The sequence below is a fragment of the Kitasatospora sp. NPDC057904 genome (genome assembly GCF_042887925.1).
In the GTDB taxonomy this organism is placed as follows: domain Bacteria; phylum Actinomycetota; class Actinomycetes; order Streptomycetales; family Streptomycetaceae; genus Kitasatospora.
Window position 1 is genome coordinate 131,525 of record NZ_JBHVOL010000008.1, and the last position, 25,800, is coordinate 157,324.

At 72.3% G+C, this 25,800-nt stretch carries 24 protein-coding genes; 14 read left to right on the plus strand and 10 right to left on the minus strand.

Going from position 1 to position 25,800, the window contains the following annotated elements:
• Position 1: 1 nt before the first annotated feature.
• The 3 genes from ACFVSN_RS21530 to ACFVSN_RS21540 all read right to left on the minus strand — a co-directional run bounded on the left by ACFVSN_RS21530 (position 2) and on the right by ACFVSN_RS21540 (position 3,405).
• A complete protein-coding gene (locus tag ACFVSN_RS21530) occupies positions 2–931 on the minus strand; it encodes a branched-chain amino acid ABC transporter permease (protein ID WP_359963001.1) in 930 nt (309 codons plus the stop codon).
• 186 nt (positions 932–1,117) lie between these two features.
• Positions 1,118–2,350, minus strand: a complete 1,233-nt coding sequence (locus ACFVSN_RS21535; RefSeq protein WP_380501105.1) for a branched-chain amino acid ABC transporter substrate-binding protein — start codon at positions 2,348–2,350, stop codon at positions 1,118–1,120.
• A gap of 590 nt (positions 2,351–2,940) precedes the next feature.
• A complete protein-coding gene (locus ACFVSN_RS21540; protein WP_329928273.1) occupies positions 2,941–3,405 on the minus strand; it encodes a hotdog fold thioesterase in 465 nt (154 codons plus the stop codon).
• A gap of 32 nt (positions 3,406–3,437) precedes the next feature.
• Between ACFVSN_RS21540 and ACFVSN_RS21545 the strand changes: the two genes are divergently transcribed.
• Both ACFVSN_RS21545 and polA read left to right on the plus strand, forming a co-directional pair.
• Positions 3,438–3,575, plus strand: a complete 138-nt coding sequence (locus ACFVSN_RS21545) for a hypothetical protein (RefSeq protein ID WP_387956398.1) — start codon at positions 3,438–3,440, stop codon at positions 3,573–3,575.
• Between the two features lie 210 nt (positions 3,576–3,785).
• Positions 3,786–6,476: a DNA polymerase I gene (gene polA / locus ACFVSN_RS21550; RefSeq protein ID WP_387956464.1), complete on the plus strand. Its 2,691-nt coding sequence runs from the start codon at positions 3,786–3,788 to the stop codon at positions 6,474–6,476.
• A gap of 71 nt (positions 6,477–6,547) precedes the next feature.
• Here the strand turns inward: polA and ACFVSN_RS21555 are convergent, their stop codons facing one another.
• Positions 6,548–7,276, minus strand: coding sequence for an SDR family oxidoreductase (locus ACFVSN_RS21555; protein ID WP_387956399.1), 729 nt, complete (start codon positions 7,274–7,276; stop codon positions 6,548–6,550).
• A 221-nt stretch (positions 7,277–7,497) separates the two neighbouring features.
• On the opposite strand from ACFVSN_RS21555, the gene ACFVSN_RS21560 reads away from it, so the two are divergent.
• Both ACFVSN_RS21560 and hemC read left to right on the plus strand, forming a co-directional pair.
• The gene (locus ACFVSN_RS21560) at positions 7,498–8,094 is read left to right on the plus strand and encodes a hypothetical protein (RefSeq protein WP_387956400.1); all 597 of its coding nucleotides are present in this window, start codon (positions 7,498–7,500) and stop codon (positions 8,092–8,094) included.
• A 161-nt stretch (positions 8,095–8,255) separates the two neighbouring features.
• Positions 8,256–9,182, plus strand: coding sequence for a hydroxymethylbilane synthase (gene hemC / locus ACFVSN_RS21565; protein WP_387956401.1), 927 nt, complete (start codon positions 8,256–8,258; stop codon positions 9,180–9,182).
• A 201-nt stretch (positions 9,183–9,383) separates the two neighbouring features.
• Here the strand turns inward: hemC and ACFVSN_RS21570 are convergent, their stop codons facing one another.
• The gene (locus ACFVSN_RS21570) at positions 9,384–9,974 is read right to left on the minus strand and encodes a hypothetical protein (RefSeq protein WP_387956402.1); all 591 of its coding nucleotides are present in this window, start codon (positions 9,972–9,974) and stop codon (positions 9,384–9,386) included.
• A gap of 500 nt (positions 9,975–10,474) precedes the next feature.
• Between ACFVSN_RS21570 and ACFVSN_RS21575 the strand changes: the two genes are divergently transcribed.
• From ACFVSN_RS21575 to ACFVSN_RS21585, 3 genes are read left to right on the plus strand one after another with little or no spacing between them, the layout of a single operon-like run.
• Positions 10,475–11,419 carry a helix-turn-helix domain-containing protein gene (locus ACFVSN_RS21575; RefSeq protein WP_387956403.1) on the plus strand — a complete coding sequence of 315 codons (945 nt, stop codon included), beginning with the start codon at positions 10,475–10,477 and terminating at the stop codon, positions 11,417–11,419.
• Positions 11,382–11,513: a DUF397 domain-containing protein gene (locus ACFVSN_RS21580; protein ID WP_387956404.1), complete on the plus strand. Its 132-nt coding sequence runs from the start codon at positions 11,382–11,384 to the stop codon at positions 11,511–11,513. The genes ACFVSN_RS21575 and ACFVSN_RS21580 overlap by 38 nt, the downstream gene beginning before the upstream one ends.
• Before the next feature lie 18 nt (positions 11,514–11,531).
• The gene (locus tag ACFVSN_RS21585) at positions 11,532–11,723 is read left to right on the plus strand and encodes a DUF397 domain-containing protein (RefSeq protein ID WP_387956405.1); all 192 of its coding nucleotides are present in this window, start codon (positions 11,532–11,534) and stop codon (positions 11,721–11,723) included.
• Between the two features lie 5 nt (positions 11,724–11,728).
• Here the strand turns inward: ACFVSN_RS21585 and hrpB are convergent, their stop codons facing one another.
• Positions 11,729–14,239, minus strand: coding sequence for an ATP-dependent helicase HrpB (gene hrpB / locus ACFVSN_RS21590; RefSeq protein WP_387956406.1), 2,511 nt, complete (start codon positions 14,237–14,239; stop codon positions 11,729–11,731).
• A gap of 2 nt (positions 14,240–14,241) precedes the next feature.
• Positions 14,242–15,096 (minus strand): class I SAM-dependent methyltransferase, encoded by an 855-nt coding sequence (locus tag ACFVSN_RS21595; protein ID WP_380501127.1) that lies wholly within the window; start codon positions 15,094–15,096, stop codon positions 14,242–14,244.
• Positions 15,097–15,511: 415 nt separating this feature from the next.
• On the opposite strand from ACFVSN_RS21595, the gene rpsA reads away from it, so the two are divergent.
• Together rpsA and ACFVSN_RS21605 are read left to right on the plus strand one after the other, a co-directional pair.
• On the plus strand, positions 15,512–17,002 hold the full coding sequence (gene rpsA / locus ACFVSN_RS21600; protein WP_218202410.1) for a 30S ribosomal protein S1: 1,491 nt from the start codon (positions 15,512–15,514) through the stop codon (positions 17,000–17,002).
• A gap of 198 nt (positions 17,003–17,200) precedes the next feature.
• Positions 17,201–19,420 (plus strand): MMPL family transporter, encoded by a 2,220-nt coding sequence (locus ACFVSN_RS21605; RefSeq protein WP_387956407.1) that lies wholly within the window; start codon positions 17,201–17,203, stop codon positions 19,418–19,420.
• Between the two features lie 83 nt (positions 19,421–19,503).
• On the opposite strand, the gene ACFVSN_RS21610 is transcribed toward ACFVSN_RS21605, so the two are convergent.
• Positions 19,504–19,929: a MarR family winged helix-turn-helix transcriptional regulator gene (locus ACFVSN_RS21610; protein WP_380441019.1), complete on the minus strand. Its 426-nt coding sequence runs from the start codon at positions 19,927–19,929 to the stop codon at positions 19,504–19,506.
• Positions 19,930–20,004: 75 nt separating this feature from the next.
• Here ACFVSN_RS21610 and ACFVSN_RS21615 point away from each other — a divergent pair, with 75 nt between their 5' ends.
• On the plus strand, positions 20,005–20,643 hold the full coding sequence (locus ACFVSN_RS21615) for an MBL fold metallo-hydrolase (protein WP_380501131.1): 639 nt from the start codon (positions 20,005–20,007) through the stop codon (positions 20,641–20,643).
• A 33-nt stretch (positions 20,644–20,676) separates the two neighbouring features.
• Positions 20,677–21,270: a dephospho-CoA kinase gene (coaE, locus tag ACFVSN_RS21620; protein WP_387956408.1), complete on the plus strand. Its 594-nt coding sequence runs from the start codon at positions 20,677–20,679 to the stop codon at positions 21,268–21,270.
• Here the strand turns inward: coaE and ACFVSN_RS21625 are convergent, their stop codons facing one another.
• Complete coding sequence (locus tag ACFVSN_RS21625; protein ID WP_387956409.1) at positions 21,271–22,488, minus strand: sensor histidine kinase; 1,218 nt, start codon at positions 22,486–22,488, stop codon at positions 21,271–21,273.
• 106 nt (positions 22,489–22,594) lie between these two features.
• Between ACFVSN_RS21625 and ACFVSN_RS21630 the strand changes: the two genes are divergently transcribed.
• A complete protein-coding gene (locus ACFVSN_RS21630) occupies positions 22,595–23,146 on the plus strand; it encodes a GNAT family N-acetyltransferase (RefSeq protein WP_387956410.1) in 552 nt (183 codons plus the stop codon).
• A gap of 37 nt (positions 23,147–23,183) precedes the next feature.
• Here the strand turns inward: ACFVSN_RS21630 and ACFVSN_RS21635 are convergent, their stop codons facing one another.
• On the minus strand, positions 23,184–23,915 hold the full coding sequence (locus ACFVSN_RS21635; RefSeq protein ID WP_380492754.1) for a hypothetical protein: 732 nt from the start codon (positions 23,913–23,915) through the stop codon (positions 23,184–23,186).
• A 78-nt stretch (positions 23,916–23,993) separates the two neighbouring features.
• On the opposite strand from ACFVSN_RS21635, the gene ACFVSN_RS21640 reads away from it, so the two are divergent.
• Positions 23,994–24,893, plus strand: coding sequence for a LysR family transcriptional regulator (locus tag ACFVSN_RS21640; RefSeq protein WP_387956411.1), 900 nt, complete (start codon positions 23,994–23,996; stop codon positions 24,891–24,893).
• A 95-nt stretch (positions 24,894–24,988) separates the two neighbouring features.
• On the plus strand, positions 24,989–25,546 hold the full coding sequence (locus ACFVSN_RS21645) for a hypothetical protein (protein WP_380441002.1): 558 nt from the start codon (positions 24,989–24,991) through the stop codon (positions 25,544–25,546).
• The last annotated feature ends 254 nt before the right edge of the window (positions 25,547–25,800 follow it).

Here is a 25,800-nt window from a genome sequence, read left to right on the forward strand (position 1 = left end):
GTCACGCCCTGTCCGCGACGCGCTCGCCGAGCAGGCCTTGGGGCCGGACGAGGAGCACGAGGATGAGGAGTACGAAGGCCCAGACGTCCTTCCAGGCGCCGCCTCCGAAGAGGCTCATGCCGGGCAGGTGCTGGATGTAACCGGTGGCGAGGCTTTCGGCGAGGCCGAGGGCGACGCCGCCGAGCATGGCGCCGTAGATGTTGCCGATGCCGCCGAGGACGGCGGCGGTGAAGGCCTTGAGGCCGAGGATGAAGCCCATGCGGAAGTCGACCTGGCCGCTGCGCAGTCCGTAGGCGACGGCGGCGACGGCGGCGAACGCGGCGCCGATGGCGAAGGCCATGACGATGATGCGGTCGGTGTCGATGCCCATGAGCTTGGCGGTGTCGGGGTCCTGGCTGGTGGCCTGCATGGCGCGGCCGGAGCGGGTGCGGGTGACGAACCAGCCGAGGGCGAGCATGCACAGCGGGGCCGCGGCGATGAGGAAGAGGTCGCTGGGCTGGATGGTGACGGAGCCGAGGCTCAGGGGGTCGCCGGGGATCTTGGGGAAGACGCGGGCCTTCTTGGCGTCGGGGTAGAAGGAGAAGACGAGCTGCTGGAGGAGGATGGACAGCCCGATGGCGGTGATGAGGGGCGCGAGGCGGGGGGCGCTCCGCAGGGGCCGGTAGGCGAAGCGTTCGGCGGCGACGGCGGTGAGGGTGGAGACCAGGATGCCGGCGATCAGCATCAGCGGTAGGGCCAGCCACATGGTGGTGCCGCCGGGGAGGGCGAGGTAGGCGGTCAGGGCGCCGAAGCCGCCGACCATGACGATCTCGCCGTGGGCGAAGTTGATGAGCTGGACGATGCCGTAGACCATCGTGTAGCCGATCGCGACGAGCCCGTAGAGGGCTCCGAGGATCAGGCCGTTGGCCAGCTGCTGCGGTAGGTCGTGCACCGCTGGGCCTCCGTTGTGCGTTCGGGTGTCCGCGTGGGGTGGGTGGATGTGGGCGCGCGCGGGGGCACTCGTGGCGCCCCCGCGCGGGTGGTGCTGGTGAGGAAGGTGCCTCGGCCGTCGGGCCGGTGGCTCAGCGGTTCAGTCGTCGGGCCGGTGGCTCGGCGGTTCGGTCGCCGGGCCGCCGGCTCAGCCGTTGAAGGTGCCGGACTTCGCCACGTCCCACTTGCCGTCCTTGACGGTGTAGACGGTGAGCTGCTTGTTGGTGGTGTCGCCGAACTCGTCGAAGGAGACCTTGCCGGTGACGCCGTCGAAGGAGATCTTCTGGACGGCGTCGACGACGGCGGCGCGGGCGTTCGAGGGGAGCTTGCCGTTGTTGGCGCTCACGACGTTCTTGACGGCCTCGATGATGGCCCAGGCGCTGTCGTAGGAGTAACCGCCGTAGGTCTCGAACGGGTCCTTGTAGCCGGCGGCCTTGTAGTCCGAGATGAACTTGGTGGCGGTGGGGAGCTTCTCGACGTCGCCGCCGACGGCGGTGGCGAAGTCGCCGGCGCTCTTGGGGTTGAGCTTGATGTAGTCGGCGCTCTGCATGCCGTCGCCGCCCATGAGCGGGATGTTGAGGCCGGCCTCCTTGAGCTGGAGGGAGAGCGGGCCGGCGGCGGGGTACTCGCCGCCGTAGTAGACGGCTTCGGCGCCGGAGCTCTTGACCTTGGTGACGATGGCGGAGAAGTCGCGGTCGTCGGGGTTGACGTGCTCCTCGCCGGCGACGGTGCCGCCGAGCTTGGTGAACTCGCCCTTGAAGGTGGCGGCGAGGCCGGCGCCGTAGGTCTTCTGGTCGTCGATGATGAAGACCTTGGTCTTCTTCGAGTCGGTGTAGAGGAACTGGGCGGCGAAGGGGCCCTGGACGGCGTCGGTGGTGGCGGTGCGGAAGTAGCTCTTGAAGGGGCGCTTCTTCTCGCCGGTGGCCCACTTCTCGCCCTGGGAGAGGGCGACGCCGGTGTTGGCGGGGGAGATCTCGACGAGGTTGGCGTCGTTGAAGATCTGCTGCATCGACTGCGCGACGCTGGAGTTGAGGGGGCCGACGACGCCGAGGACGGTGTTGTCGGCGACCAGCTGGGTGGCGTTCTGCTGGCCGGGGGCGGGCTTGGCGGTGTCGTCGAGGGGCTTGATCGCGAACTTGACCCCGGGGACCTCGTTCGTCTCGTTGGCCTTCTTGACCGCGAGGTCGACCGAGTTCTTGATGCCGATGCCGATGGCGGAGAGGTCGCCGGTGAGCGGGGCGTCGACGCCGATGGTGACGGTGGTGCCGGAGCCGCTGCCGCCGCCGTCGGCGGACTTCTTGTCGCCGCGGGAGCCGCACGCACTGAGGCTGAGGGCGGCGATCACGGAGATGCTCACGACAACTGCGGAACGATGACGCACGGGGGTCCCCTTCGGTACAGGAAGGCGCCGCGCCGTAGTGGCGGGAGCCGGGATGCGCGGTGGCCTGGCCCAATCAGGGTGGCGCGGTGACTGGCCGTGACTCTAGGCGCCGTGAGGCGGCTGGGGCAGTGGTGTAGCGAGGCTGTGATTCTCTTGTTATGAGCACACGTAGTATTTGTCTCAGCATGTGGTCGTTCTGATTCGACCGACCCGGCGGCGGCGGGCGTTTACTTGCTGGTAGAGCGATGTAAGGGCCAGAAATGGGGGTTGCTGCTGGCTGCACCGATAATCGAACAGCGCCGTCCGGTGTGCAGGTTCCGGGCGTACTCGTCCGGATTGCGGACAAACGATGGCATGTCAAGGCGCTCCGGCTGCCCTTCGGGCTTCGGAGTGGCCGAATGCTCGGATTTCCTGGCTGTTACGCAGCGTTACAGATGAGGGATATCCTGACGCGTGTCCGGATATGCCACCGCCCCCTTGCCTGGACCAACGCCTGCCCACGATGGCAGAAGGTCAAACAAGGGGGCGGACAAGAGATCTGACGGGGCATCTGCCCTGGCGGGACGCCGTCAACGGCGCCCTGCGGGCCGTCAGAGGTCGCGCAGCATGCAGGTCAGCCGGCAGCTGGTGACCCGGCGCCCGGTGTCGTCGGTGATCGCGATCTCGTACGTGGCGGCGGTGCGCCCCTTGAAGACGGCCGTCGCGACGCCGGTGACCAGCCCGGACGTCGCCGAGCGGTGGTGGGTGGCGTTGAGGTCCACGCCGACCGCGTACCGGCCCGGGCCCGCGTGCAGCATCGCGCCGATCGAGCCGAGCGTCTCCGCCAGCGCCGCCGACGCGCCGCCGTGCAGCAGCCCGTACGGCTGCTGGTTCCCCTCGACCGGCATCGTGCCGACCACCCGGTCGCCCGAGGCCTCGACGATCCGGATGCCGAGCTTCTCGCCGAGGTGGCCGCCGGAGAACGTCTCCGGGCTGACGCCGAGCTTGGCGAAGTGGTCCAGCACCTCCTGCGGGACCTTCAGGACGGGGGTGGCGTCGGGGGCCGCGTCGGTCATGGGGGAACTCCTGCCGCTCGGGGGGTCACGTCGTGCTGCTGGTGCTGGTGCTGGTGCTGGTGCTGGTGCTGGTGGTGCTGGTGCGGGCGATGCCGGTGGTGCCGGCTGTGCGGGCCGGGCCGGGCCGGCCGTCGTGGTGGTGCTCGTCGTGCCGGTCGCGCCGACTGTGATCGTACGACCGTCCTACTCGACGGTAGCCACGGCCCGCCGCCTCGCCCGGGCGCGTCGCACTCCCGTCCGGCGCGCCCCGTTTTGTCGGTGCCGGGCCATAGGATCGGGGGCCGGTAGTGGAATCGGCAGGAACGGACGTTGACGTGGCTACGCAGAGTACGGACAAGGGCGCGACGGGTGGCGGCGGGGCCGGCCGGCGGCCCCGGCTGATGCTGCTCGACGGGCACTCGATGGCCTACCGGGCCTTCTACGCCCTGCCCGTGGAGAACTTCAACACCTCCACCGGCCAGCCCACCAACGCGGTCTACGGCTTCGCCTCGATGCTCGCCAACACCGTCCGTGACGAACAGCCCACCCACCTCGCGGTCGCCTTCGACCTCTCCCGCCAGACGTTCCGCTCCGTCGAGTTCCCCGACTACAAGGCCAACCGCGCCAAGACGCCCGACGAGTTCCGCAGCCAGATCGGCCTGATCGGCGAACTGCTCGACGCGATGAACGTCCCGCGGCTGACCGTCGAGGGCTTCGAGGCCGACGACATCATCGCCACCCTGGCCACCGCCGCCGAGGCGGCCGGCTTCGACGTCGACATCGTCACCGGCGACCGGGACTCCCTCCAGCTGGTCACCGAGCACGTCACCGTCCTCTACCCGACCAAGGGCGTCTCCGAACTCACCCGCTACACCCCGGAGAAGGTCGCCGAGAAGTACGGCGTCACCCCGCGCCAGTACCCCGACCTCGCCGCCCTGCGCGGCGACCCGTCGGACAATCTGCCCGGCATCCCCGGCGTCGGCGAGAAGACCGCCGCCAAGTGGGTCAACCAGTTCGGCTCCTTCGACGAACTCGTCTCCCGCGCCGACGAGGTGAAGGGCAAGATCGGCGAGAAGCTGCGCGAGCACCTCGACTCCGTCAAGCGCAACCGCGTCCTCACCGAGCTCGTCCGTGACGTCGAACTCCCGCTCGGCGTGCCCGACCTGGCCCGCGCCTCCTTCGACAAGGCCGCCGTCGGCACCCTGATGGAGTCGCTGGAGTTCCGCAACGCCAACTTCCGCGACCGCGTCTTCGGCATCGACCCGGCCGGCGGGTCGGAGGCCACCGAAACCGAACTCGCCCCCGGCGTCGAGGTCGACGGCGAACTGCTCACCGACCCGGGCACGCTGGCCGCCTGGCTGCGCGAGCACGCCGCCGACGGCAAGACGCCGGTCGCGCTGGCCGCCGTCTACCAGTGGGCGCTCGGCACCGGCGAGGTCACCGAAGTCGCCCTCGCCGTCGGGGAGACGGCCGCCTGGTTCGACCCGGCCCTGCTCGCCGAGGAGGACGAGCGGGCCTTCGCCGTCTGGCTCGCCGACGCGGCCGCCCCCAAGGCCCTGCACATCGCCAAGCAGGTCATGCGCGCCTTCGCCGAGCGCGGCTGGACGATCGAGGGCGTCGTCGCCGACACCGCCCTCGCCGCCTACCTGGAGAAGCCCGGCCGCCGCACCTTCACCCTGGAGGTCCTCGCCGAGGAGTACCTGGCCCGCTCGCTCACCCCCGCCGCCCCGGCGGCCGAGAGCGGCCAGCTCGCCTTCGACGCCCCCGAGGAGGACCCGGCGGCGGGCGCCCAGGCCCTCATGCTCCAGGCCCGCGCCGTCCTCGACCTCGCCGCCCTCTTCGACACCCGCCTCGCCGAGGTCGGCGCCGTCGAGCTCATGCACGACATGGAACTGCCCATCGCCGCCCTGCTCGCCCGCATGGAGCGCTACGGCATCGCCGCCGACCGCGACTGGCTCACCACGCTGGAGACGCAGTTCGCCGCCGAGATCCAGCGCTGCGTCGAAGAGGCGCACGCCGCCGCCGGGCACGAGTTCAACCTCGGCTCGCCCAAGCAGCTCCAGGAGATCCTCTTCGGCGAGCTCGCCCTCCCCAAGACCAAGAAGATCAAGACCGGCTACACCACCGACGCCGACGCCCTCACCTGGCTCGCCACCCAGACCGACAACGAACTGCCGGTCATCCTGCTGCGCCACCGCGACCAGGCCAAGCTGCGCACCACCGTCGAGGGCCTGCTCAAGACCGTCTCGCCCAAGGGCCGCATCCACACCACCTTCAACCAGATGGTGGCCGCCACCGGCCGGCTCTCCTCGCAGGACCCCAACCTGCAGAACATCCCCGTCCGCACGGAGGAGGGGCGCGCCATCCGCCGCGCCTTCATCGTCGGCGAGGGCTACGAGTCGCTGCTCACGGCCGACTACTCCCAGATCGAACTGCGCATCATGGCCCACCTGTCGGAGGACGAGGCCCTGATCGAGGCCTTCGCCTCCGGCGAGGACCTCCACACCACCGTCGCCTCCCAGGTCTTCGAGGTCCCGGGCGGCTCGGTGGACGCCGAGATGCGCCGCAAGATCAAGGCGATGTCCTACGGCCTCGCCTACGGCCTCTCCGCCTACGGGCTCTCGCAGCAGCTCGGCATCAAGCCGGCCGAGGCGCAGGGCCTGATGGACACCTACTTCGAGCGCTTCGGCGGCGTGCGCGACTACCTGCGCCGCGTCGTCGACGAGGCCCGGGCCACCGGCTACACCGAGACCCTCCTCGGCCGCCGCCGCTACCTGCCCGACCTCAACAGCGACAACCGCCAGCGCCGCGAGATGGCCGAGCGGATGGCCCTCAACGCCCCGATCCAGGGCTCGGCCGCCGACATCGTCAAGATCGCCATGCTGCGCGTCGACGACGCCCTGCGCGAGGCCGGCCTCACCTCCCGGATGCTGCTCCAGGTCCACGACGAAATCGTGCTGGAGCTGGCCCCGGGCGAGCGCGAGCCGGTCGAGGCGATCGTCCGCGAGCAGATGGCCGGCGCCTACCCGCTGCGCGCCCCGCTCGACGTGTCGGTGGGCATCGGCGCCAACTGGGAGGCGGCGGCGCACTGACGCTATTTCGGTGGGCCCGGGCGCGTGCAGCGCCCGGGCCCACCGGTTTTGGGCTCGGAGGAGATCCCGCTTCAGACCTGCTCGAAGTGGAACGCCTTGATGAAGCAGTCGCGGGGCTGGGCGACCGCGAAGAGGACGCACTGCACGAGGGACTGTGCGGTGAGGGCGTCCTCGGCCCCGCGCGGTGTGGTCTCCCACTCCTCGGCGAGGGGGTCGGGGTTGGCGAAGTCGGGAGGGTAGAGGGAGATCACCCGAACCCCCTGGGGCCGCAGGCGCTTGGAGAGGATGTCGACGAACCCTGCCTGGGCGCTCTTGGCCGCGTAGAAGGCGTCGTGCGCGTCCGACCGGTGATGCCCAGCGGTGCCGCAGGCGGAGACCATGGTCACCACATCCGGCTTGTCCGAGTTGAGCAGGAGGGGGAGGAAGCTCTTCACGGTCAGGACGGTGCCGGTGGCGCCGGAGGCGATCGTGTCGACGACATCGCCATCGGAGGCGGACAGGAGGTCCGGGCCTTCGAGGTAGCGGGAGCCGTTGTTGATCAGCACGTCGACGTGGTCGGTGTGCCGGCCGACTCCGGCAGCGAAGCCGCGGATCGAGGCGGGGTCCGTCAGGTCGCAGGCGAAGGCGTGGACGCGCTGGTGCCCTCGGTCACGAATCTCGTCGCGGACCCGCTCGGCGGCGGCGAGAGTGCGCGCGGACAGGAACACCTCGGCGCCGAGGTCCGCGAGACGAACGGCCAAGGTGCGCCCGAAATCCCGGCCGGCAGCGGTGATGACCACTCGGTGGTCGTCGAATCTCATGTCAGTGCTCCTGGCTGGCGGATCGGGTGTTGCGGTGGCGGCAGTTCCTGCCGGCCATGCGTCCAGGCTTGCCGACGCACAGCGGTGTCACATCCTCCTGGACGGCCGGAGCCATCCCCTCGCCGGGGGAGACCGGGGGCGTCGATGACGGTCCTGGCCCGCCGCTACGATCTGCTCGGTTCGCTGCGCGAAGGGCGCGGCGCAGGGCGGGGGAGCGGGCGTTGGCCGAGGTGGACGAGGGCGCGGGGCAGAAGTGGTACCGGCGGCCCCGGTTGGTGATTCCGGCTGCCGCGGCGGTGGCGCTGCTGCTCGTCGGCGGGTCGGTGTGGGCGCTGTCCGGTGCGGACGGTGTGACGCCGACGGCCGTGGCGACCGCGAGTGCGAGCCCGACTGCCGTCCCGACTGCTGTCCCGACTGTGACGGCCACGGTGGCAGCCACGCCGACGCCGAGTCCGACCGAGGCGCCGCCGTCGCCGCAGCCGTCCGCCACGGAGACGGCGACCCCCACGGCGGAACCCACGAGCGACGCTCCGGCCCCCGCCGCGAAGAAGCCGACGAGCACCCCGGCAGCGCACCCCAGGACGGCCGACACCCCCGCACCGAAGCCGAAGCCCCAGGACCCGAAGCCCCCGGCCGCCCAGGACCCCCACACCATCCCGCCCGTGCCCTGCACCGTCTGCTCGACGACCCCGCAGCCCGGCTCGGGCGACTGCTACCCGCGCGGGGCCGCCCAGGTCATGGTCTGCGGCCCGGTCCAGACCGGCATCCCGATCCCGCGCCCCCCGGCCCCGGCCTTCACGCCGGGCTCCGTGCACTGAGGCAGGGGTCTCGACCACCGAGGACATGTCCGTCCCGGATGAGTCCGTGTGCCGTCTCCGGCGGATGTCCCGAGCAGGGTCCCGACGAACCGTCGGAAACCGGGCGTGTCCGTGACGGGTAGCATGCGGTCAACATCTCGTCAGATGTCGGGAGTTGGCGTATGAGCACACTGGTGGTGGGGTCGCGGGCCAGCCATCTGGCGCGGGCCCAGGTGAGGGAGTTCCTGGCGCCGCTGCGGGAGCGCTTCCCCGATGTGGTCTTCCGCCGGCGGGTGATCACGGAAGCCGGCGACCAGGACCGCAGGTCGGCTCTCCGGGAGGTGTCGGAGCGCGGCGGAGGCTCGGCCTTCTCCGTGAACCAGGTGAACGCGCTGGCGTCCGGTGAGGTCGATGTGATCGTGCACTCGCTCAAGGACCTGCCGACCGCGAACCCGCCCGGCCTGATCCTCCTGCCCCCGCCCACCCGTGCCGACGTGCACGACGCGCTGTGCGGCTCGACGCTGGCCGGTCTCCCGCGCGGCGGAAGGATCGGCACGTCGGCGTCGCGCCGGATCGCCCAGCTGCTGCACGTCCGTCCGGACCTGGTGCCGGTGGAGATCCGGGGGAACGTCCCGACCCGCCTCGGCAAGCTCCGGACACAGCGGCTGGACGCGGTGGTGCTGGCGGCGGCCGGGATCAAGCGGCTCGGCCGCGGCGAGGAGATCAGCGAGATCCTGCCGATCGGGCTGTTCCCGCCGTCGCCGGGGCAGGGCGCGCTGGGCATCCAGATCCGGGAGGACAACGAGCTGGCCCGCCGGATCCTGTCCGGTGCCGGCGACCCGGTGACGGATGCGGAGGTGCGGGCCGAGCGGGCGATGCTGGCCGAGCTCCACGGCGGGTGCTCGGTGCCGGTTGGCGCGTTCGGCAAGGCCGAGGGCGATGTGCTGACCCTGTACGGGCAGGTCACCTCCGTGGACGGCGGGCGGCAGCTGGAGGCCCACTACTCTGGTCCGTTGGGTGAGCCGGAGAAGCTGGGCATGCAGGTGGCGGGCCTCCTGCTGGACCAAGGCGCGGAGAAGATCCTGGTGGAGGCCCGGCCGGCGGCATAGGCGCGGAGGCGGGACACGTCCAGGGCCGCGTAGGTGATGGTCCGGTCCGCTTGAGCTGAGGGCTGTGAGGATGCCCACCGGTCGGCATGCCCGCTGTCCGGGGTGGTTCTGCTGCGCGGGAAGCCGGGTGGGTCGACTTCCTGTGCGTGGTTCGGTGGTTGGCTGGCGTTGCCGCAGCCGAACAGGCTCAGGGCGGGGCGGTCAGATGTGTCCGTCGGTGGTGGTGGCGTCGGTCCAGTGGGTGGCTTCGAGGACGGCGGAGGCGGTCTGGGCGGGTGTCAGGTCGGTGGTGTCGACGGTGATGTCGGAGATCCCGGCCGCTTCCAGGACGAGGTGGAGTTCCTCGGCCCGCCGCAGGTGCCAGGGCAGGGAGGCCGTGTCGTGATCGGTCTCGTGGCGCGTCCGGAGTCGGGTGTGGACGGTGGCGAGGTCTGCGGTCAGGCGGCACACCCTCAGCGGCATGCCCAGGGCCTCCTGGTAGGCGTTCCGTTCGGCGGTGTTCTCGGCGACGCCGGCCAGCACGAGGCGCTGGGCGCCCGCCGCGCGGTAGTTGCCGGCGACCGCCCGCAGGTTGGCGAGCAGGAGACGGTGCTGGAACGGGTCTCCGTAGGGGGCGGGCCACGCCTGGCAGAGCCGGTCGAGGTCGATGACCGCGTGCGGCACGCCCCTGTCGGCCAGTAGGTCACCGAGCAGATCGGCGGTGGCGGTCTTGCCCACACCGACCGTGCCCGTCAGGAGTAGTGCTTCCTGTCGGGCGGAGCGGCGGGTGGGGAGGTTGTGGTCGTGGGTCATGCGGTGTCCAAGCGGTGCGGGCCCGTTCGGGGGCGTGGTCAGTGGGCGGGCTCGGACATCGTTGAGCTGGGAGTCCGTGCACCACACCCTGCCAACGTTCGCCCGATTCGACCACGAATTATGTGCTCCGCCCGGTCATGCCGTGATCGGCTTCGGCCGGGACGGTGACGGCGGGGAGCACAGGAAGTTGGTGGGGTCGACTTCTTGTGGGTGGCGGCTTGGGTGCGGCAGTGGGTGAGGACGGGTTTGATGCGGGAGTCGGGGGTGGGGGTGATGGTGAGGGGTTCGCCGGTGTCGGCCTCGGTGGGCCGGGGCGTGGAACCGACGCGGGAGACGAGTGCGGCGAAAGTTCCCCAGGGGGCGGATGAGGGAGCGCGAGGGTAGTGCGCTATCACGCTGTGCATGTAAATGATTGCGTTCTGGTGTTAGTCAGAGGGGCCGCAGAGGTACGGTGACGCCAGATCGGCGTGCGGGCGTGCGGTGCACAACTGGGGGCAGTGATGACGCAGCGGAAGGCCCGGGGGACGACGGCGAGTTCCGCGATCATGTTCGGCGAGGAGATCCGCTTCGCCCGGGATGCGGCGGGCTACCGGCAGGAGGACGTGGGCAAGCTCCTGCACTGCGACCGGACGGTGATCTCGCGGACCGAGGGTGGGAAGCGCAAACCTTCGCCTGAGGAGGTCGAGGAGCTCGATCGGCTGTACGGCACGGGCGACTTGCTGAAGCGGCTGTACGGACGGGTCGACTGGACGGCTCAGGTCGAGCATCCGGACTGGTTCCAGGCCCATGCGGATACGGAGGCCGAGGCAGCGGGGCTCCAGGCGTTCCAGGCGAACTACGTTCATGGGCTGCTGCAATGCAGGGACTACGCGAGGGCGATGTTCGAGGCGGGTGGGACCGACGAACGCCCTGAAGTGATCGAGGATCGGGTCAACGCGAGGCTTGCGAGGCAGGAGCGGTTCCTCGCCGAGGGTGGGCCGCAGTTGGTCGTGCTTCTGGACGAAAGTGCCATCCGGTCGGTGGTTGGCGGGCCGAGGGTGATGGTGCGGCAGATGTATCACCTGCTGCGCGTTGCTGAGCACGGAAACATCGTCGTTCAGGTGGTGCCGTTCACGGCTCGGGCGACGATCATCAACATGTCAATGGTCCTTCTGGAGATGCCCGATGGACAACACTCGGTGTATTCGGAGAGTCTTGACATGGGGTGTCCCAGCGGCGATCCGGCCATCGTTTCCGGGCATCGGCGGCGCTATGATCGGCTGCGCGGCGATGCACTCACGGCGGCCGAATCGCTCGCGCTGATCGCCGAGGCGCTGGAGGGGTTCAGAGATGACGTGGAACGAGCTCAACGAAGCCAGTTGGTGCAAGAGCAGCTACAGCGGCACGAACGGCGGCGACTGCATCGAGGTGGCCCCCGGATTCCCCGGCCTCGTCCCCGTGCGTGACTCCAAGGATCCGCAGGGGCCGGTGCTTGTGTTTCCGGCCGCTGCGTGGGAAGCCTTTGTGACGGCCGTCCGTGAGGGCGACCTTCCCATGTAGGACTTTGGGGGGCGGGCTGTGTTGACGTGGCGGAAGAGCAGCTACAGCGGAGGCAACGGGGGCGACTGCATCGAGGTGGCCCCCGGGTTCCCCGGCCTCGTCCCCGTGCGTGACTCCAAGGATCCGCAGGGGCCGGTGCTTGTGTTTCCGGCCCCTGCTTGGGCTTCCTTCCTCTCCGGGCTTCAGGCTGGTGACTTTTCGGATCTGTAGCTCCGTCACTTCCTTGTGTTGGCGCGGCGGGTGGGCTCTGCCGTCGTCGGGTCCTCCGGCCAGGGGTGGCGGGGGTAGCGGCCCCTCAGGTCTGCGCGGACGGCGTGGTAGCCGGTTTGCCAGAAGGACGCCAGGTCTCCTGTGACTGCTGCGGGGCGGCCCGCTGGGGAGAGCAGGTGGATGGTCAGTGGGACGCGGCCTCCGGCCAGGGCGGGCGTGGCCGTCCAGCCGAAGAGTTCTTGCAACTTGACGGCCAGCACTGGGCGTTCGTCGCCGTAGTCGACTCGGATCTTGGAGCCGGACGGCACCGTGATCCGCTCGGGGGCGAGCTCGTCCAGGCGGCCTGCCTCCCCGGTGGCCCAGGGGAGTAGGCGCTGGAGGGCAGACGTCGTATCGATCCTCGCGAGGTCGGATCGGCGGCGGGCGCGGGAGAGTTCGGGTTCCAGCCACTCCTCGGCGCGTTCCAGGAGCGAGGCATCGGAGACGTCGGGCCAGGGCGCGCCGATTGCCGTGTGCAGGAAGGCCAGGCGTTCGCGTAGGCCGGGGGACGGAAAGGTCAGGAGCGCGCTGACGCCCTCTCGGGTCAGGCCTTCCAGGACGGCGGCGCGGACCAGCAGCGGGTCGGGGCGGTCCAAAGGGGACGCGGAAAGCTCGATCGCTCCCAGGGAATCGAGCCGGCGGGAGACTACCTCGCTTCGTCGGGTGTCCCAGTGGACTTCCTCAGCGGTCGTGAGCAGTGGCGCTCCCGCGAGGCGGGCGGTGTCCTCGTCCAGTGCTGCGGCGTGCAAGATGCGCGCCGAGTGTGAGCCCGCTGGGCGGTCGGCGACCGCCACGGCCAGCCAGGGCAGCGCGCCCAGCGTCGTGCCGGGGGCCAGCTCGGCGGCCGTTCCGGAGGCCATCAGATAGGGGCTGCGCTCGCCGGGTGCCGGCTTCTCCACCCGCGCGCGGGCGATCCGCTCGGGGAAGGCGAGAGCCACGACCAGGCCTACGGCGGTCGTGTCGGGAAGCCGAGTGGCGGGCTCGTCGCCCGCAGCGCGCTCCAAGCGGCGGACTTCGTCGCGCCAGCGGCCGGCGTAGGGGTCCTTGGAAGAGCGGACCGTCCGCCATACCGCCCCCAGGTCGTCGCCCAGTGCCCGCGGAGGCTCCTCGGAGAGCAGCGCGACCACCTCGGCCGCACGCTTCGCACCGACGGCGGGAGCCCCGTCGACCAGCGCGCGCCCCAACCGGGGGTGCAGCCCCGTCCGGGCCAGCCGGACGCCGCGCGCCGTCGCCCGGCCGTCCACGTCCACGGCGCCCAACGCCTGGAGCGTCTGCCGGGCGGCGGCCATCGCGCCCGCCGGGGGCCGGTCGGGCAGGGCGAGGCCCGTGGCGTCCGGGTCGCCCCAGCAGGCGGCCTGCAGAGCGAACGGGGTGAGGTCGGCGAGCGCGATCTCGGGTGTCGGGAAGCGCGCGGCCAGCGCGTCCTCGGCCTCCGCCCAGCACCGGTAGACGGTGCCCGGGGCCTCGCGCCCGGCGCGGCCCGCGCGCTGGCGGGCGGCGGCGAGCGAGGCGCGGACGGTGACGAGGGCGGCCAGGCCGCGGGCGTGGTCGGTGCGCGGTTCGCGGGCGAGTCCGGCGTCAACGACAACGCGGACGCCGGGCACGGTGAGCGAGGACTCGGCGACGGCGGTGGCCAGGACGACACGGCGGCGTTCCCCAACCGAGAGCGCGGCGTCCTGCACGGCCTGCGGCGCGCGGCCGTGCAGTTGCAGGACGTCCACGGACAAGCCGCCCAACTGCCCCGCCACCCGCGCGATCTCGCCGACGCCGGGCAGGAAGCAGAGCACGTCCCCCTCCTGCTCGGTCAGCGCCCGCCGCACCACCGCCGCGACGTGGTCGAGCAGCGCCGGGTCGACCCGCGTGCCGTGCGCGGGCCTGACGGCGCGCGGCGGCGGTGCCCACACGACGTCGACCGGGTGCGAGACGCCGTGCGCCTCCACCACCGGTGCGCCGCCGAGGAGTTCGGCCCAGGCCTCGGTGTCCGAGGTGGCCGAGGCGCAGACCAGCCGCAGCTCCGGCCGCAGCGCGGCCCGGACGTCGAGCAGGAACGCGAGCGCGGTGTCGGCGTCCAGGTGCCGCTCGTGGCACTCGTCCAGGACGACCACGTCCACCCCGGGCAGCTCCTGGTCGCGCTGAAGCCGTTGCAGCAGCACGCCGGTGGTGACGACCTCCACGACCGTCGAGGGCCCGACGCGACGCTCCCCGCGTACGGTGTAGCCGACTTCGCGGCCCACGGACGAGCCGAGCAGCCAGGCCATCCGCCGCGCGGCGGCCCGCACCGCGAGCCGCCGCGGCTCGGCGACGAGCACGCGTCGAGAAGGACCGGAACCGAGCAGCCCCGCCAGCGCCAGCGGCACCAGCGTCGTCTTGCCGGTGCCGGGCGGCGCCGCGAGGACGGCGGTGCCGTGCCCGTCCAGCGCGCGGTGGAGGGCGGGCAGGGCGGTGCGGACCGGGAGTTCCCGCCACGAAGGATGCAAGGTCAGCCCCGCTCGGCCACGAAGATCGCGGTGCCGGGGATCAGCCGCCCGCGCAGCGGGGACCAGCCGCCCCACTCCTGCTCCAGGCCGGCCGGCCACTCCGGCTCGACCAGGTCGAGCAACCGGAAGCCGGCGCCGACGAGTTCGCGGACCCGGTCGCCGGTCGTGCGGTGGTGCTCGACGTAGCTGGCGCGCCCCTGCTCGTCCTCCTCGACGTACGGGGTGCGGTCGAAGTAGGAGGCGGTCGCGGTGAGGCCCTCGACGCCCGGCTCGTCGGGGAAGGCCCAGCGGATCGGGTGGGTCACCGAGAACACCCAGCGCCCGCCGGGCCGCAGCACCCGGTGCACCTCGCGCATCAGGCGCGCGGTGTCGGCGCTGAACGGCACGGCGCCGTAGGCGGAGCAGACGATGTCGAAGGAGCCGTCGGCGAAGGGCAGCACGGCGGCGTCGGCCTGGACGACCGGGACGGGCGCGTCGCCGCGGCCGAGGTCGATCCGGCGGGAGTGCTGGAGCTGGCGGAAGGAGATGTCCAGGGCGACCGGCCGCGCGCCCCGGCCGGCGAGCCAGCGCGAGCACTGGGCGGCGCCGGCGCCGAGCTCCAGGACGTCCTTTCCGGCCACCTCGCCGAGCAGCCGGGCGTCGGCCTCGTCCAGGCCTTCCGGGCACCAGGTGAAGCGGTCGTCGCCGAGGAACTCGCCGTGCTCGTCCTGGTACTCGTCCGCGTTGCGGTCCCACCAGTGCCGGCTGGCGCGGCTGCTCTCACCGGCTCCGGCCTGGCGCCTTACCGCGTCGTCGCCGTCGTCGTCAAGATCGTTGAGCTCGGACTGGGGGGTGGTGGCCACGGTGATAATGCCCATCGCGTAGGGTGTGGTGTGCGGAAGCGCCGCTGCCGCGAGCCGGCCCGAGAGGGCTCGGATCCAGGCGGTGGCATCCGGGGAGTAGGGCCCCTGCGGGCGCCGCCGTCAGGCGCGCAATCGGAGGATATGGCCTGATCCGTACCAGGCTCCACCGTCTTGCCGCTCTTGGCGTTGACCGTGCCTGGCCGTCCCCGTATGCTACAAGTTGCGCTGCGGGCCTGCGCGCCTCGGACGGAGCAGGTCGCGCTCGCATCTGTCGAAGACCCCACGGTCGCAAGACGGACGCCGGTTCTCGTTGTCTACGGGAAGGCCGGTGCGCCGTGTTCTTGGCTGTCCGGCTTTCGGTGGGAGCGATACGGGCCCTCCGCGTGGCATTACCTACGACTTTCATGTCCGTACCGGAGCCCTTTTCCTAATGACGAGCCCCACCGACTCCTCCCTCAGCACCACCCCGCAGGTCGCGGTCAACGACATCGGCGACGCGGAGGCCTTCCTCGCCGCCATCGACGAGACCATCAAGTACTTCAACGATGGCGACATCGTCGAGGGCGTCATCGTGAAGGTCGACCGTGACGAGGTCCTCCTCGACATCGGTTACAAGACCGAGGGCGTCATCCCGTCCCGCGAGCTCTCGATCAAGCACGACGTTGACCCGCACGAGGTCGTCGCCGTCGGTGACAACATCGAGGCCCTGGTTCTCCAGAAGGAGGACAAGGAGGGTCGTCTCATCCTGTCCAAGAAGCGCGCTCAGTACGAGCGTGCCTGGGGCACGATCGAGAAGATCAAGGAAGAGGACGGCATCGTCACCGGTACCGTCATCGAGGTCGTCAAGGGTGGTCTCATCCTCGACATCGGCCTCCGCGGCTTCCTCCCGGCCTCGCTCGTCGAGATGCGCCGCGTCCGCGACCTCCAGCCCTACGTGGGCAAGGAGCTCGAGGCCAAGATCATCGAGCTGGACAAGAACCGCAACAACGTGGTCCTGTCCCGCCGTGCCTGGCTGGAGCAGACCCAGAGCGAGGTCCGCCAGACCTTCCTCACCACCCTCCAGAAGGGTCAGGTGCGCTCCGGCGTCGTCTCCTCGATCGTCAACTTCGGTGCCTTCGTGGACCTGGGTGGCGTCGACGGCCTCGTGCACGTCTCCGAGCTGTCCTGGAAGCACATCGACCACCCGTCCGAGGTCGTCGAGGTCGGCCAGGAGGTCACCGTCGAGGTTCTCGACGTTGACATGGACCGCGAGCGCGTCTCCCTGTCGCTGAAGGCGACCCAGGAGGACCCGTGGCAGCAGTTCGCCCGCACGCACCAGATCGGCCAGGTCGTCCCCGGCAAGGTCACCAAGCTGGTTCCGTTCGGTGCGTTCGTCCGCGTGGACGAGGGCATCGAGGGTCTGGTCCACATCTCCGAGCTGGCCGAGCGCCACGTCGAGATCCCGGAGCAGGTCGTCCAGGTCGGCGACGAGATCTTCGTCAAGGTCATCGACATCGACCTCGAGCGTCGTCGCATCAGCCTGTCGCTCAAGCAGGCCAACGAGGCCCTGGGTGCCAACCCGGCCGAGGTCGAGTTCGACCCGACCCTGTACGGCATGGCCGCCTCGTACGACGACCAGGGCAACTACATCTACCCGGAGGGCTTCGACCCCGAGGCGAACGACTGGCTGCCCGGCTTCGAGAAGCAGCGTGAGGAGTGGGAGCGCCAGTACGCCGAGGCGCAGGCCCGCTTCGAGCAGCACCAGGCCCAGGTCATCAAGAGCCGCGAGGCCGACGCCGAGGCCGCTGCCGAGGGTGGCGACGCGGTTGCCGCCGCCGCCGGTGGCTCCTACTCGTCCAGCAGCGACGAGGGCTCGGGCGCCCTGGCCTCCGACGAGGCCCTGGCCGCCCTGCGCGAGAAGCTGGCCGGCGGCCAGAGCTGAGGCTCTCGCTTCCCGCTAGCGACTAGCTAGGGGAGGGGCCCCACCCGGATTCCGATCCGGGTGGGGCCCCTTTCGTTTTCCGATTTGACTTATGTGGTGTTTATGTGCAGGAAAGTGTGAGATGAGGCTCATCGCCCTTCTCTAGGCCGGAGTTCGGGTTCCACCTACATTGAGTGGAACTGCCCGAAAGGCTCCTTCATGCACAAGCCTTCCGCCGCTGCCGCCGACCTCCGGGTCCGCGGGCGGCTCGCCGCCCTCGGGCGGTTCTGCTTCCGGCACCGGCGCTGGGTCCTCGGCTTCTGGGCCGTCGTCCTGGTCGTCGGTGTCGTGATCGGGGGCCGGGTCTTCGAGGGGTCGGTGGCCGGGGCCTCCTCGGCCAGCTCCGAGGCCGACCGGGGCAGTGCGGTCGCCACCGCGGCCGATCCGGCCCGGGGAGTCGTCACCGCCGTCGTCGACGGGAGGCCGGTGGACGACGGGGCGGTACGGGCGGCCGTCGCCAAGGCCACCCAGGAGATCGCCGCCCTGCCCGGCGTCGCGTCCGCGAACGACGCGTACGGGCCGGGGCCGGCCGCCGCCGCGCTGCGGTCCGCCGACGGGAACGCGAGTCTGGTGACCGTCCGGATGGCCGACACGAGCACGGCCGCCCAGGCCGACGCCGTCACCCAGCGGCTGGCCGCGCTGAACGGCACCGGCGGCGCGCACGTCACGGTGGGTGGTGACCTCGTGCTCCAGCAGGAGGTCAAGAAGCAGACCGAGCAGGACACCCGCTTCGGCGAGATCGTGACCCTGCCGCTCACCCTGGTCGTCATGGTGCTGGTCTTCGGCGGCCTCGCCGCGGCCAGCCTGCCGGTGATCGGCGCGGTCGCCTCGGTGGGCGGGGCACTGCTGGCGATGTTCGGCTTCAGCCGGATCATGGACATCGACACCAGCGTGCTGCCGATCGCCACCGTGCTCGGGCTCGGGCTCTCGATCGACTACGCGCTGCTCATGGTGAACCGTTTCCGCGAGGAACGCGGGCACGGCGCCGGCATCGCCGCCGCCGTCGAGCGCACCGCCGCGACCGCCGGGCGCACCGTCGCGTTCTCCGGACTGACCGTCGCCGTCGCGCTCTCCGGCCTCTTCGTCTTCACCAGCCCGGTGCTCGGGGCCGTCGCCGCCGCCGGCGTGAGCGTGGTCGTGATCGCCGTCGCCGCGGCGCTCACCCTGATCCCCGCGCTGCTCGGCTTCGCCGGCTCGCGGATCAAGGCGCCCGCCGCGCCGGTGCCCGACGAGGGCTTCTTCAGCCGGACCGTCCGCCGGGTCCGCAAACGGGCGGTGCCCGTCGCACTCGCCTGCACCGCGCTGCTGATGGCGGCCGGGGCGCCGTTCCTGCACGCGGAGATGCGCAACTCCGGGGCGGCCGTGCTGCCCGCCTCCTCCGCCGGGCGGCAGGTCGCGGACGCGATCGACCAGCGCTTCCCGCAGGTCGCCGCCGCGCCGATCACGGTGGTGGTCGAGGGCGGGGCGCCGGTCGCGCAGGCGTACGCGGACAAGGTCGTCGCCAAGCTGCCCGGGGTGAGCGGGGTGCGGGCGGTCACGCCGGTGAGCGACTCCGTCTCGACGATCGACGTGCTCGTCCACGGGGACCCGCAGGGCGGGACGGCCAAGCAGGTCGTCGACGAGCTGCGGGCCGACCGCGGCGGGCTGAAGACCTACGTGACCGGCGGCGCCGCCTCGGTGGTCGACTTCTCGAACGAGCTGACCTCGCGCGGGCCCTGGGCGCTCGGGCTGGTCGCGCTCGGGACGCTGGTGCTGCTGTTCCTGATGACCGGCTCGGTGGTGATGCCGGTCAAGGCGCTGCTGATGAACCTGCTGTCGCTGGGCGCCTCGCTCGGCGCGCTCACGCTGATCTTCCAGGACGGGTACTTCAGCGGGCTGCTCGGGTTCAGTCCGACCGGCGGGCTGGAGACCTTCATCCCGGTGCTGGTCTTCGCGTTCGCGTTCGGGCTGTCCATGGACTACGAGGTGTTCCTGCTCGCCCGCATCAAGGAACTGCACTCGCGCGGCTACAGCTGTGCGAAGGCCGTGGAGCTGGGCGTGCAGCGCAGCGGGCGGATCATCACCTCGGCGGCGCTGCTGATGGTGATCGTCTTCGCCGGGTTCGCGCTCGGGGACATGCTCATGGTCAAGCAGATGGGCATCGCCCTGGCGGTCGCCGTCGCGGTGGACGCCACGCTGGTGCGCTGTCTGCTGGTGCCGGCCGCGATGAGCCTGTTCGGCGAGTTCAACTGGTGGGCGCCGGCGCCGCTGCGGCGGCTGCACCGGCGCTTCGGGCTGAGCGAGCACGTCGAGCTGCCGCCGATCGCACCGGCGGTGATCCCGGCGCAGCGTCCCGAGCTCGTGGGCACGGGGACGGGCTCGGCGCCGGCGGCTCAGTGAAGGGCTCGGCACAGCCGGCCCGGTGACCGGATGAGGACCGGAGGCCTGGTGACGGGCCCAGGGTCGGCGACTCGGTGACGGGCTCAGCGCAGTCGGCTCAGCAGGGCGACGCTCGCGCGCAGGGTCTGCCGCTCCTCGGGGGTGAGGCGGGTCTCGATGGCGGCGGCGATCTGCGCCTCGCGGCGGGCGCGCTGTTCGAGGAGGGCGTCGTGGCCGGCCCCGGTGGCGGTGACGAGCAGCTTGCGGCCGTCGGTGGGGTGCGGGCCCTGGGTGACCAGGCCGGCCTCGGTGAGCAGGGCGACGGTGCGGGCCATCGACTGGTGGCGCACGCGCTGGCGCTCGGCGAGCTCGGCGACGGTGTAGGCGCGTTCGTCGCGGACGAGGAGGCCGAGGACGGCGGCCTGGTTCTGGGGCAGCTCGTCGTTGTCGCGCAGGGAGCGGACCAGGCCGCCGAGGGCGGCGCGCAGGTCGGCGGCGAGTTCGAGGGTCTCGGGGGCCGGACTGTTCATGGCAGAAGCCTACCGGGAATCTGTGCAGCAAAACTGTGTAGGTATGCTGCGCAGTTTCGCTGTATTGTTTTTCCCATGCGAATCACCAAGTTCGGACACGCCTGCGTACGCCTGGAGCACGACGGCACCACCGTCGTCATCGACCCCGGGATGTTCACCGACCCCGCCGCCCTCGCCGGGGCCGATGCCGTCCTGATCACCCACGAGCACATGGACCACTTCGAGGAGTCCCGGCTGCGCGCCGCGCTGGAGGCCCACCCGGCCCTGCGGGTGTGGACCAACGACGCGGTGGCCGCCCAGCTCGACGGCGTGGCGCAGCGCGTGAGCGCCGTCGGCGAGGGCGACGCGTTCGAGCTCGGCGGGCTGGAGGTGTCGGTGCACGGCGAGTGGCACGCGGAGATCCACCGGGACGTCCCGCTCGTGAAGAACATCGGCTTCCTGTTCGGCGGCCGCCTCTTCCACCCCGGCGACGCGCTCACCGTGCCGCCGCACGCCGTCGAGACGCTGCTGCTGCCGATCGGCGCGCCCTGGAGCAAGGCGGGCGAACTGGTCGACTACGTCCGCGAGGCCGCCCCGCGCGTGGCGGTGCCCGTGCACGACGCGGTGCTCAGCCCGATCGGGCTCGCCGTGCACTCCCGCCTGGTCGGCGAGGACGGGCCGGGCGGTGCCCGGCTGCGGGCGCTGGGCGAGGGCGAGAGCCTCGACCTCGGCTGACCGCCGGGAGGGTGGCGCCGGTAGCCTGGCGCCATGCTGAAGATCGGACTGACGGGTGGCATCGGCGCCGGCAAGAGCGAGGTGTCCCGGCTGCTCGCCGCCCACGGCGCGGTGATCGTGGACTCCGACGTGCTCGCCCGCGAGGTGGTCGCGCCCGGGACGGCCGGACTCGCCGCCGTGGTGGCCGAGTTCGGGCCCGCCGTGCTGCGGCCGGACGGTTCGCTGGACCGTCCGGCCCTCGGTGCGATCGTGTTCGCCGCCCCGGACCGGCTCCAGGCGCTGAACGCGATCGTCCACCCGCTGGTGCGGGCCCGCTCGGCCGAGCTGGAGGCCGCCGCCGCGCCGGACGCCGTCGTCGTGCACGACGTGCCGCTGCTCGCCGAGAACGGGCTCGGCCCGCTGTACGACCTGATCGTCGTGGTCGACGCGGCGGACGACGTGCGGGTCGCGCGGCTGGTGGAGCTGCGCGGCATGACCGAGGACGAGGCCCGGGCCCGGATGGCCGCGCAGGCCACCCGCGAGGAGCGGCTCGCGATCGCGGACGTCGTGATCGACAACAGCGGTCCGCTGGAGGAGCTGCCGGCCCGCGTCGCCGAGGTGTGGGCGCGGCTGCGGCCCCGCTCCTGATCAGGCCGCGTCGGCCGGCACGTCGGCGGTGAGCGGCAGGCGGGCCCGGACGGCGAAGCCGCCCTCCGGGGTGGGGCCCGCCTCCAGGGTGCCGCCGAGGTCGTCCGCGCGGGTGCGCATGCCCTCCAGGCCGTGTCCGCCGGAGGGCAGGTGCGGGTCCTCGCCGCCGTCGCCGGGGGAGTTGACGACGGACAGGCGCAGCCCGTCCGCGCGGATCTCGACCGTGACGGCGACGGTGGCCGAGGGGGCGTGCTTGTGCACGTTGGTGAGCGCCTCCTGGACAATCCGGTAGGCGGCGTACTGGACGGCGGGGCTCGGCTCGGGCCCGCCGTCGGCCGGGCCGTCGATGCTCAGTCGTACGGACAGGCCGGCCCGGCGGGACTCCCCGACGAGTGCGGGCAGTCCGCCCAGGGACGGGCCCTCGTCGGAGGCGGGCGTCAGCACGCCCAGCAGTCCTCGTAGTTCGGTGAGGGCCTGCAGGCCGAGGGTACGGATCAGCCCGAGGGTCTCCTTGACGACGGCCGGGTCGTTCGGCGCGGCGACCTGGCAGGCGCCGGCGTGCAGGGTGATCAGCGAGACCCGGTTGGACACGACGTCGTGCATCTCCCGGGCGAGCCTGGCCCGTTCGGCGGCGGCGGCGCGTTCCTCGGCGTGCTGCCGGGCGGCCTCCAGCAGGCGGTTGCGGTCTTCGAGCAGGTCGACGGCGCGGGCGCGCTGGTGGGCGGTGAGGCCGAGGGCGAGCGGCACGGCGCCGTACACGAGGGGGTCCTCGATGATGTTGGCGATGTTGTTCAGCGTGCTGAGGTCGCCGAGGTCGAACGGGATGAGCAGGCGGATCTCGGCGAGGACGGCGATCACGACGAGCGCCCGGGTCCGGCCGCGCCGCGCGGCGAACCCGTAGAGCGCGACGGCGAGGGGGAGCTGGCCGCTCAGCAGGGTGAGCGCGGTGACCGTCGCCGGGGCCCGCCAGCGGAAGGCCAGGGCGAGCGCGCCGATCGCCATCAGGGTGGCGTTGACCCCGCGGGAGGACGTCGGCCCGACGTCCGGGTCGCCCGCGGCGAGCGGGACCAGGATCAGCAGGGCGAGGACGGTCGGGGCGAGCGCGACGACCGGGGCGGGCAGCCGGACCGGCAGGCTCACCAGCATGGTGGAGCGGTGGGCGGCCCGCAGGCCGGGGACCGGGCGGTGCCCGGGCTGCTGGTCGGTGGGCTGGCGCATGGGGGCATGCTTCCACACCGGGGTTCCGGCCGGCCTTGGATCACGGTCGGCCCTGGATCCCGGGCGGGCCCTGGATTCCGTGAGCCCCGGAAGCGACCATGGCGGGATGACCGATCATCTTCCCCCCGGGAGCCCCGCCGCGCCGGTCGAGGTCGTGCGGCTGCCGCAGTACACCCGTGCCGACCAGGACGAGATCCTCGGGCCCGGCGACGACCCCTACGGCGTGGCGCACACCGGGCTGACGTTCCTGCCCAAGGAGATCCACTTCGGCGTCCGGTCCGCCGGGGGCCGGCTCGTCGCGCACACCGGCCTGCTGCCGCTGCCCCTCACGATCGGGAGCGCGGAGGTGCCGGCCGTCGGCGTCGGGGGCGTCGCCGTCGCCGCCGACCGGCGCGGCGGCGGCCTCGCACGCGCCGTGGTCGGGGCCGCCCTCGACCACGCCCGCACGCTCGGCCCCGCCTACGCCCTGCTGTTCTGCCGTCCGCCGCTCGTCGGCCTCTACGAGCGGCTGGGCTTCCGGAAGGTGCCCGGCGAGGTGACGGTCGAGCAGCCCGGCGGGCTGCTCGCCGTGATGCCGCTGCGCACGATGTGGGCGCCGCTGCGGGCCGGCGCCGCCTGGCCGGAGGGGGCGGTGCGGCTGCGGTCGCTGCCGATGTGACGGGCCGGCACCAGGGCGGGCGGGCCGGGCGGGGCCGTCAGGCGGAGGCGGCGCGCTCGACGGAGGCGGCCCGCTCGACCGCGGCGGCGGCCAGGGCGCGGATCATCGCGTGCGGGCGGGTGCCGTCGCCGGACAGCTCCGGCTGGAACAGCGAGGCCAGGAAGAACGGGTGGTCCGTCAGCTCCAGGATGCGCACCGAGCCCGCCTCGTCCGCGCCGCTGAACCGCAGCCCGTGCTCGCGCAGCCGGTCCAGGTAGGCGGAGTTGAGCCCGTACGCGCAGTGGTAGCGCTCCAGCGTGCGAGTGGTGCCGAGGACGCGCTCGGCGAGCGTGCCGGGCGTGACGTTCACCGCGCCCTCGTGGCCGACCAGCGAGCACGCGAGCGGCTCGATGACCTGCTCGTCCCGGTCCGGGTCCTGCTCGGCGTGGACGGCGTCGCCGATGCCGCAGACGTCGCGGGCGAACTCCAGCACCGCGTGCTGGAAGCCGGCGCAGGTGCCGAGGAACGGGATGCCGAGCTCGCGGGCGGTCCGGACGGCGGCCAGGGCGCCGTCCTCGCTGCGGTAGGGGCTGCCGGGGAGCAGCCAGATCGCGTCGAAGCCGTCGAGTGCGCCGGGTGCCCCGGCGTCCTCGGTGGGGATCCAGTAGGCGTCCAGGTCGAGCTGGTCGCGGGTGGCGAGGGCGTCGAGCAGGCCGGGGATGCGGGCGTGCGAGCGGACGGCGGGGGAGCGGTCGCCGACCAGGGCGATGCGCGGGGTCTGGTAGGTCATGCGGCTATCCTGGCCCGGCACCCGAGATCACCGCCAACGATGATTTCTTACCCATCGATCAGATCGGCTGATGAGACTGTGGATCCGCAGCAGCTGCGCACCTTCGTCACCGTCGTCCGCCTCGGCTCGTTCTCCGAGGCGGCGCGCGAGCTCGGGTACACGCAGTCCGCCGTCTCGCAGCAGATCGCCGCGCTGGAGGCGGACCTCGGGGCGCCGCTGCTCGTCCGCCGCCCGGTCGGCCCGACCGAGGCGGGCGTGCGGCTGCTGGAGCACGCCGAGCCGCTGCTCGTGCGGCTGGAGGCGGCGCGCGCCGACGTCGCGCGCCTGGTCGGTGCCGCGAGTGCCCGGCTGGTGCTCGGCGCCACCCCCCTGGCGCTCGGCACCGCGGTCGGGCGCGCACTCGGCGAGGTGCGCCGGATGTATCCGCGCGCGGAGGTGGACGTCCGGGTGCTCGCCCAGGACGTGCTGCCCGCGCTGGTCGCCACCGGGGACGTCGACCTCGCCCTCGTCGACGGGCTCGCCGCGCCCAGCGACCCGCTGCCGCTGCCCGACGTCGGCCCGCTCGGCACCGTCGCCGTCGCCGAGCAGCCGGTCGTCGTGGCGCTCCCCGTCGGGCACCCGCTGGCCGGCCGGCCCGGGGTCGCCCTCGCCGACCTGTCCGCCGCCCGCTGGCTCGACGCCCCCGACCTCACCCCGCCGCCCGCCCGGCTGCGCGCGGCCACCGGCACCGACGGCTTCCGCCCCGCCACCCGCTACCGCGGCACGGACGTGCACGCCCTGCTCGCGCTCGTGGCCACCGGCCACGGCCTGGCCCTGCTGCCGCCGTCCGCCCTGGCCGCCGCCCCCGGCGTCGTCGGGGTGCCGGTCACGCTGCCGCGCCTGGTGCACCGCACCGAACTCGTGCACGGCAGCCTCCCGGAGGGCCCGGCGGCCCTGCTGGCCCGGGAGTTGACGCACCGGCAAACTCTTACCAAGTAGTTCACGTCCCGGGGCTGACGGTGTTCGTGGTGGCGCTGCTGTCATGGGGCACAGTCGCCCGGCATTCGGCCGGGCCGGCCCAGGAGAGAGCCTCCATGATGCTTCGTCAGCGCCTGACCGTGGTCGCCGCGGCCACCGCCCTCGCCGCCGCCGGGATCGCCGCCGGAACCGGGACCGCGCAGGCCGCTTCGCACCCGTCCGCCCACAAGTCCGGTGCCCGTGCGGCCGGTTGTTCGCGCGCGTACCTGCCGCTGCCCGACCCGTCCTGCACGCCGGGCGCCTACAACCCGGCCGTCACCCAGGCGACCATCCAGAAGACGATCTGCGTCTCCGGCTGGACCGCCACCGTGCGCCCGCCGGCGAGCTACACCAACGCCCTGAAGGTGCAGCAGATCGCGCAGTACGGCTACTCGGACACCAACCCGGCCGACTACGAGGAGGACCACTTCGTCCCCCTGGAGCTCGGCGGCGCCCCGCGCGACCCGCGGAACCTGTGGCCCGAGCCGCGGTACGGCAACGAGCCCGCGCAGAGCAAGGACACCGTCGAGAACCGGCTGAAGAAGGCGGTGTGCGGCGGGCAGGTCACGCTCGACGCCGCGCGCAGAGCGATCGCCTCCGACTGGACGACCGCGCTGAGCCGCCTCGGCCTCTGACGGCCGGCGGCGCGTGGTGACGGGCCGGCCCGTCCGGTCCCCTGTGCCGGACGGGCCGACCCGTCGTGCCCCGGTATCGCGACCGGGGCGGTCTGTGCGGGCTGCTCAGCAGCCCGGGAGGGCCTCGCAGGGCGGGGCCGCACCGGTGACGCCGGCCGGGCGGGTGGTGCGCAACCGACGGCTCCTCACGTGTCCGGTGTGCCGGATCGGGGTCGGGTGCCCGGTGGCTCCCGGCGCCTGGTGGGCACGCGGCA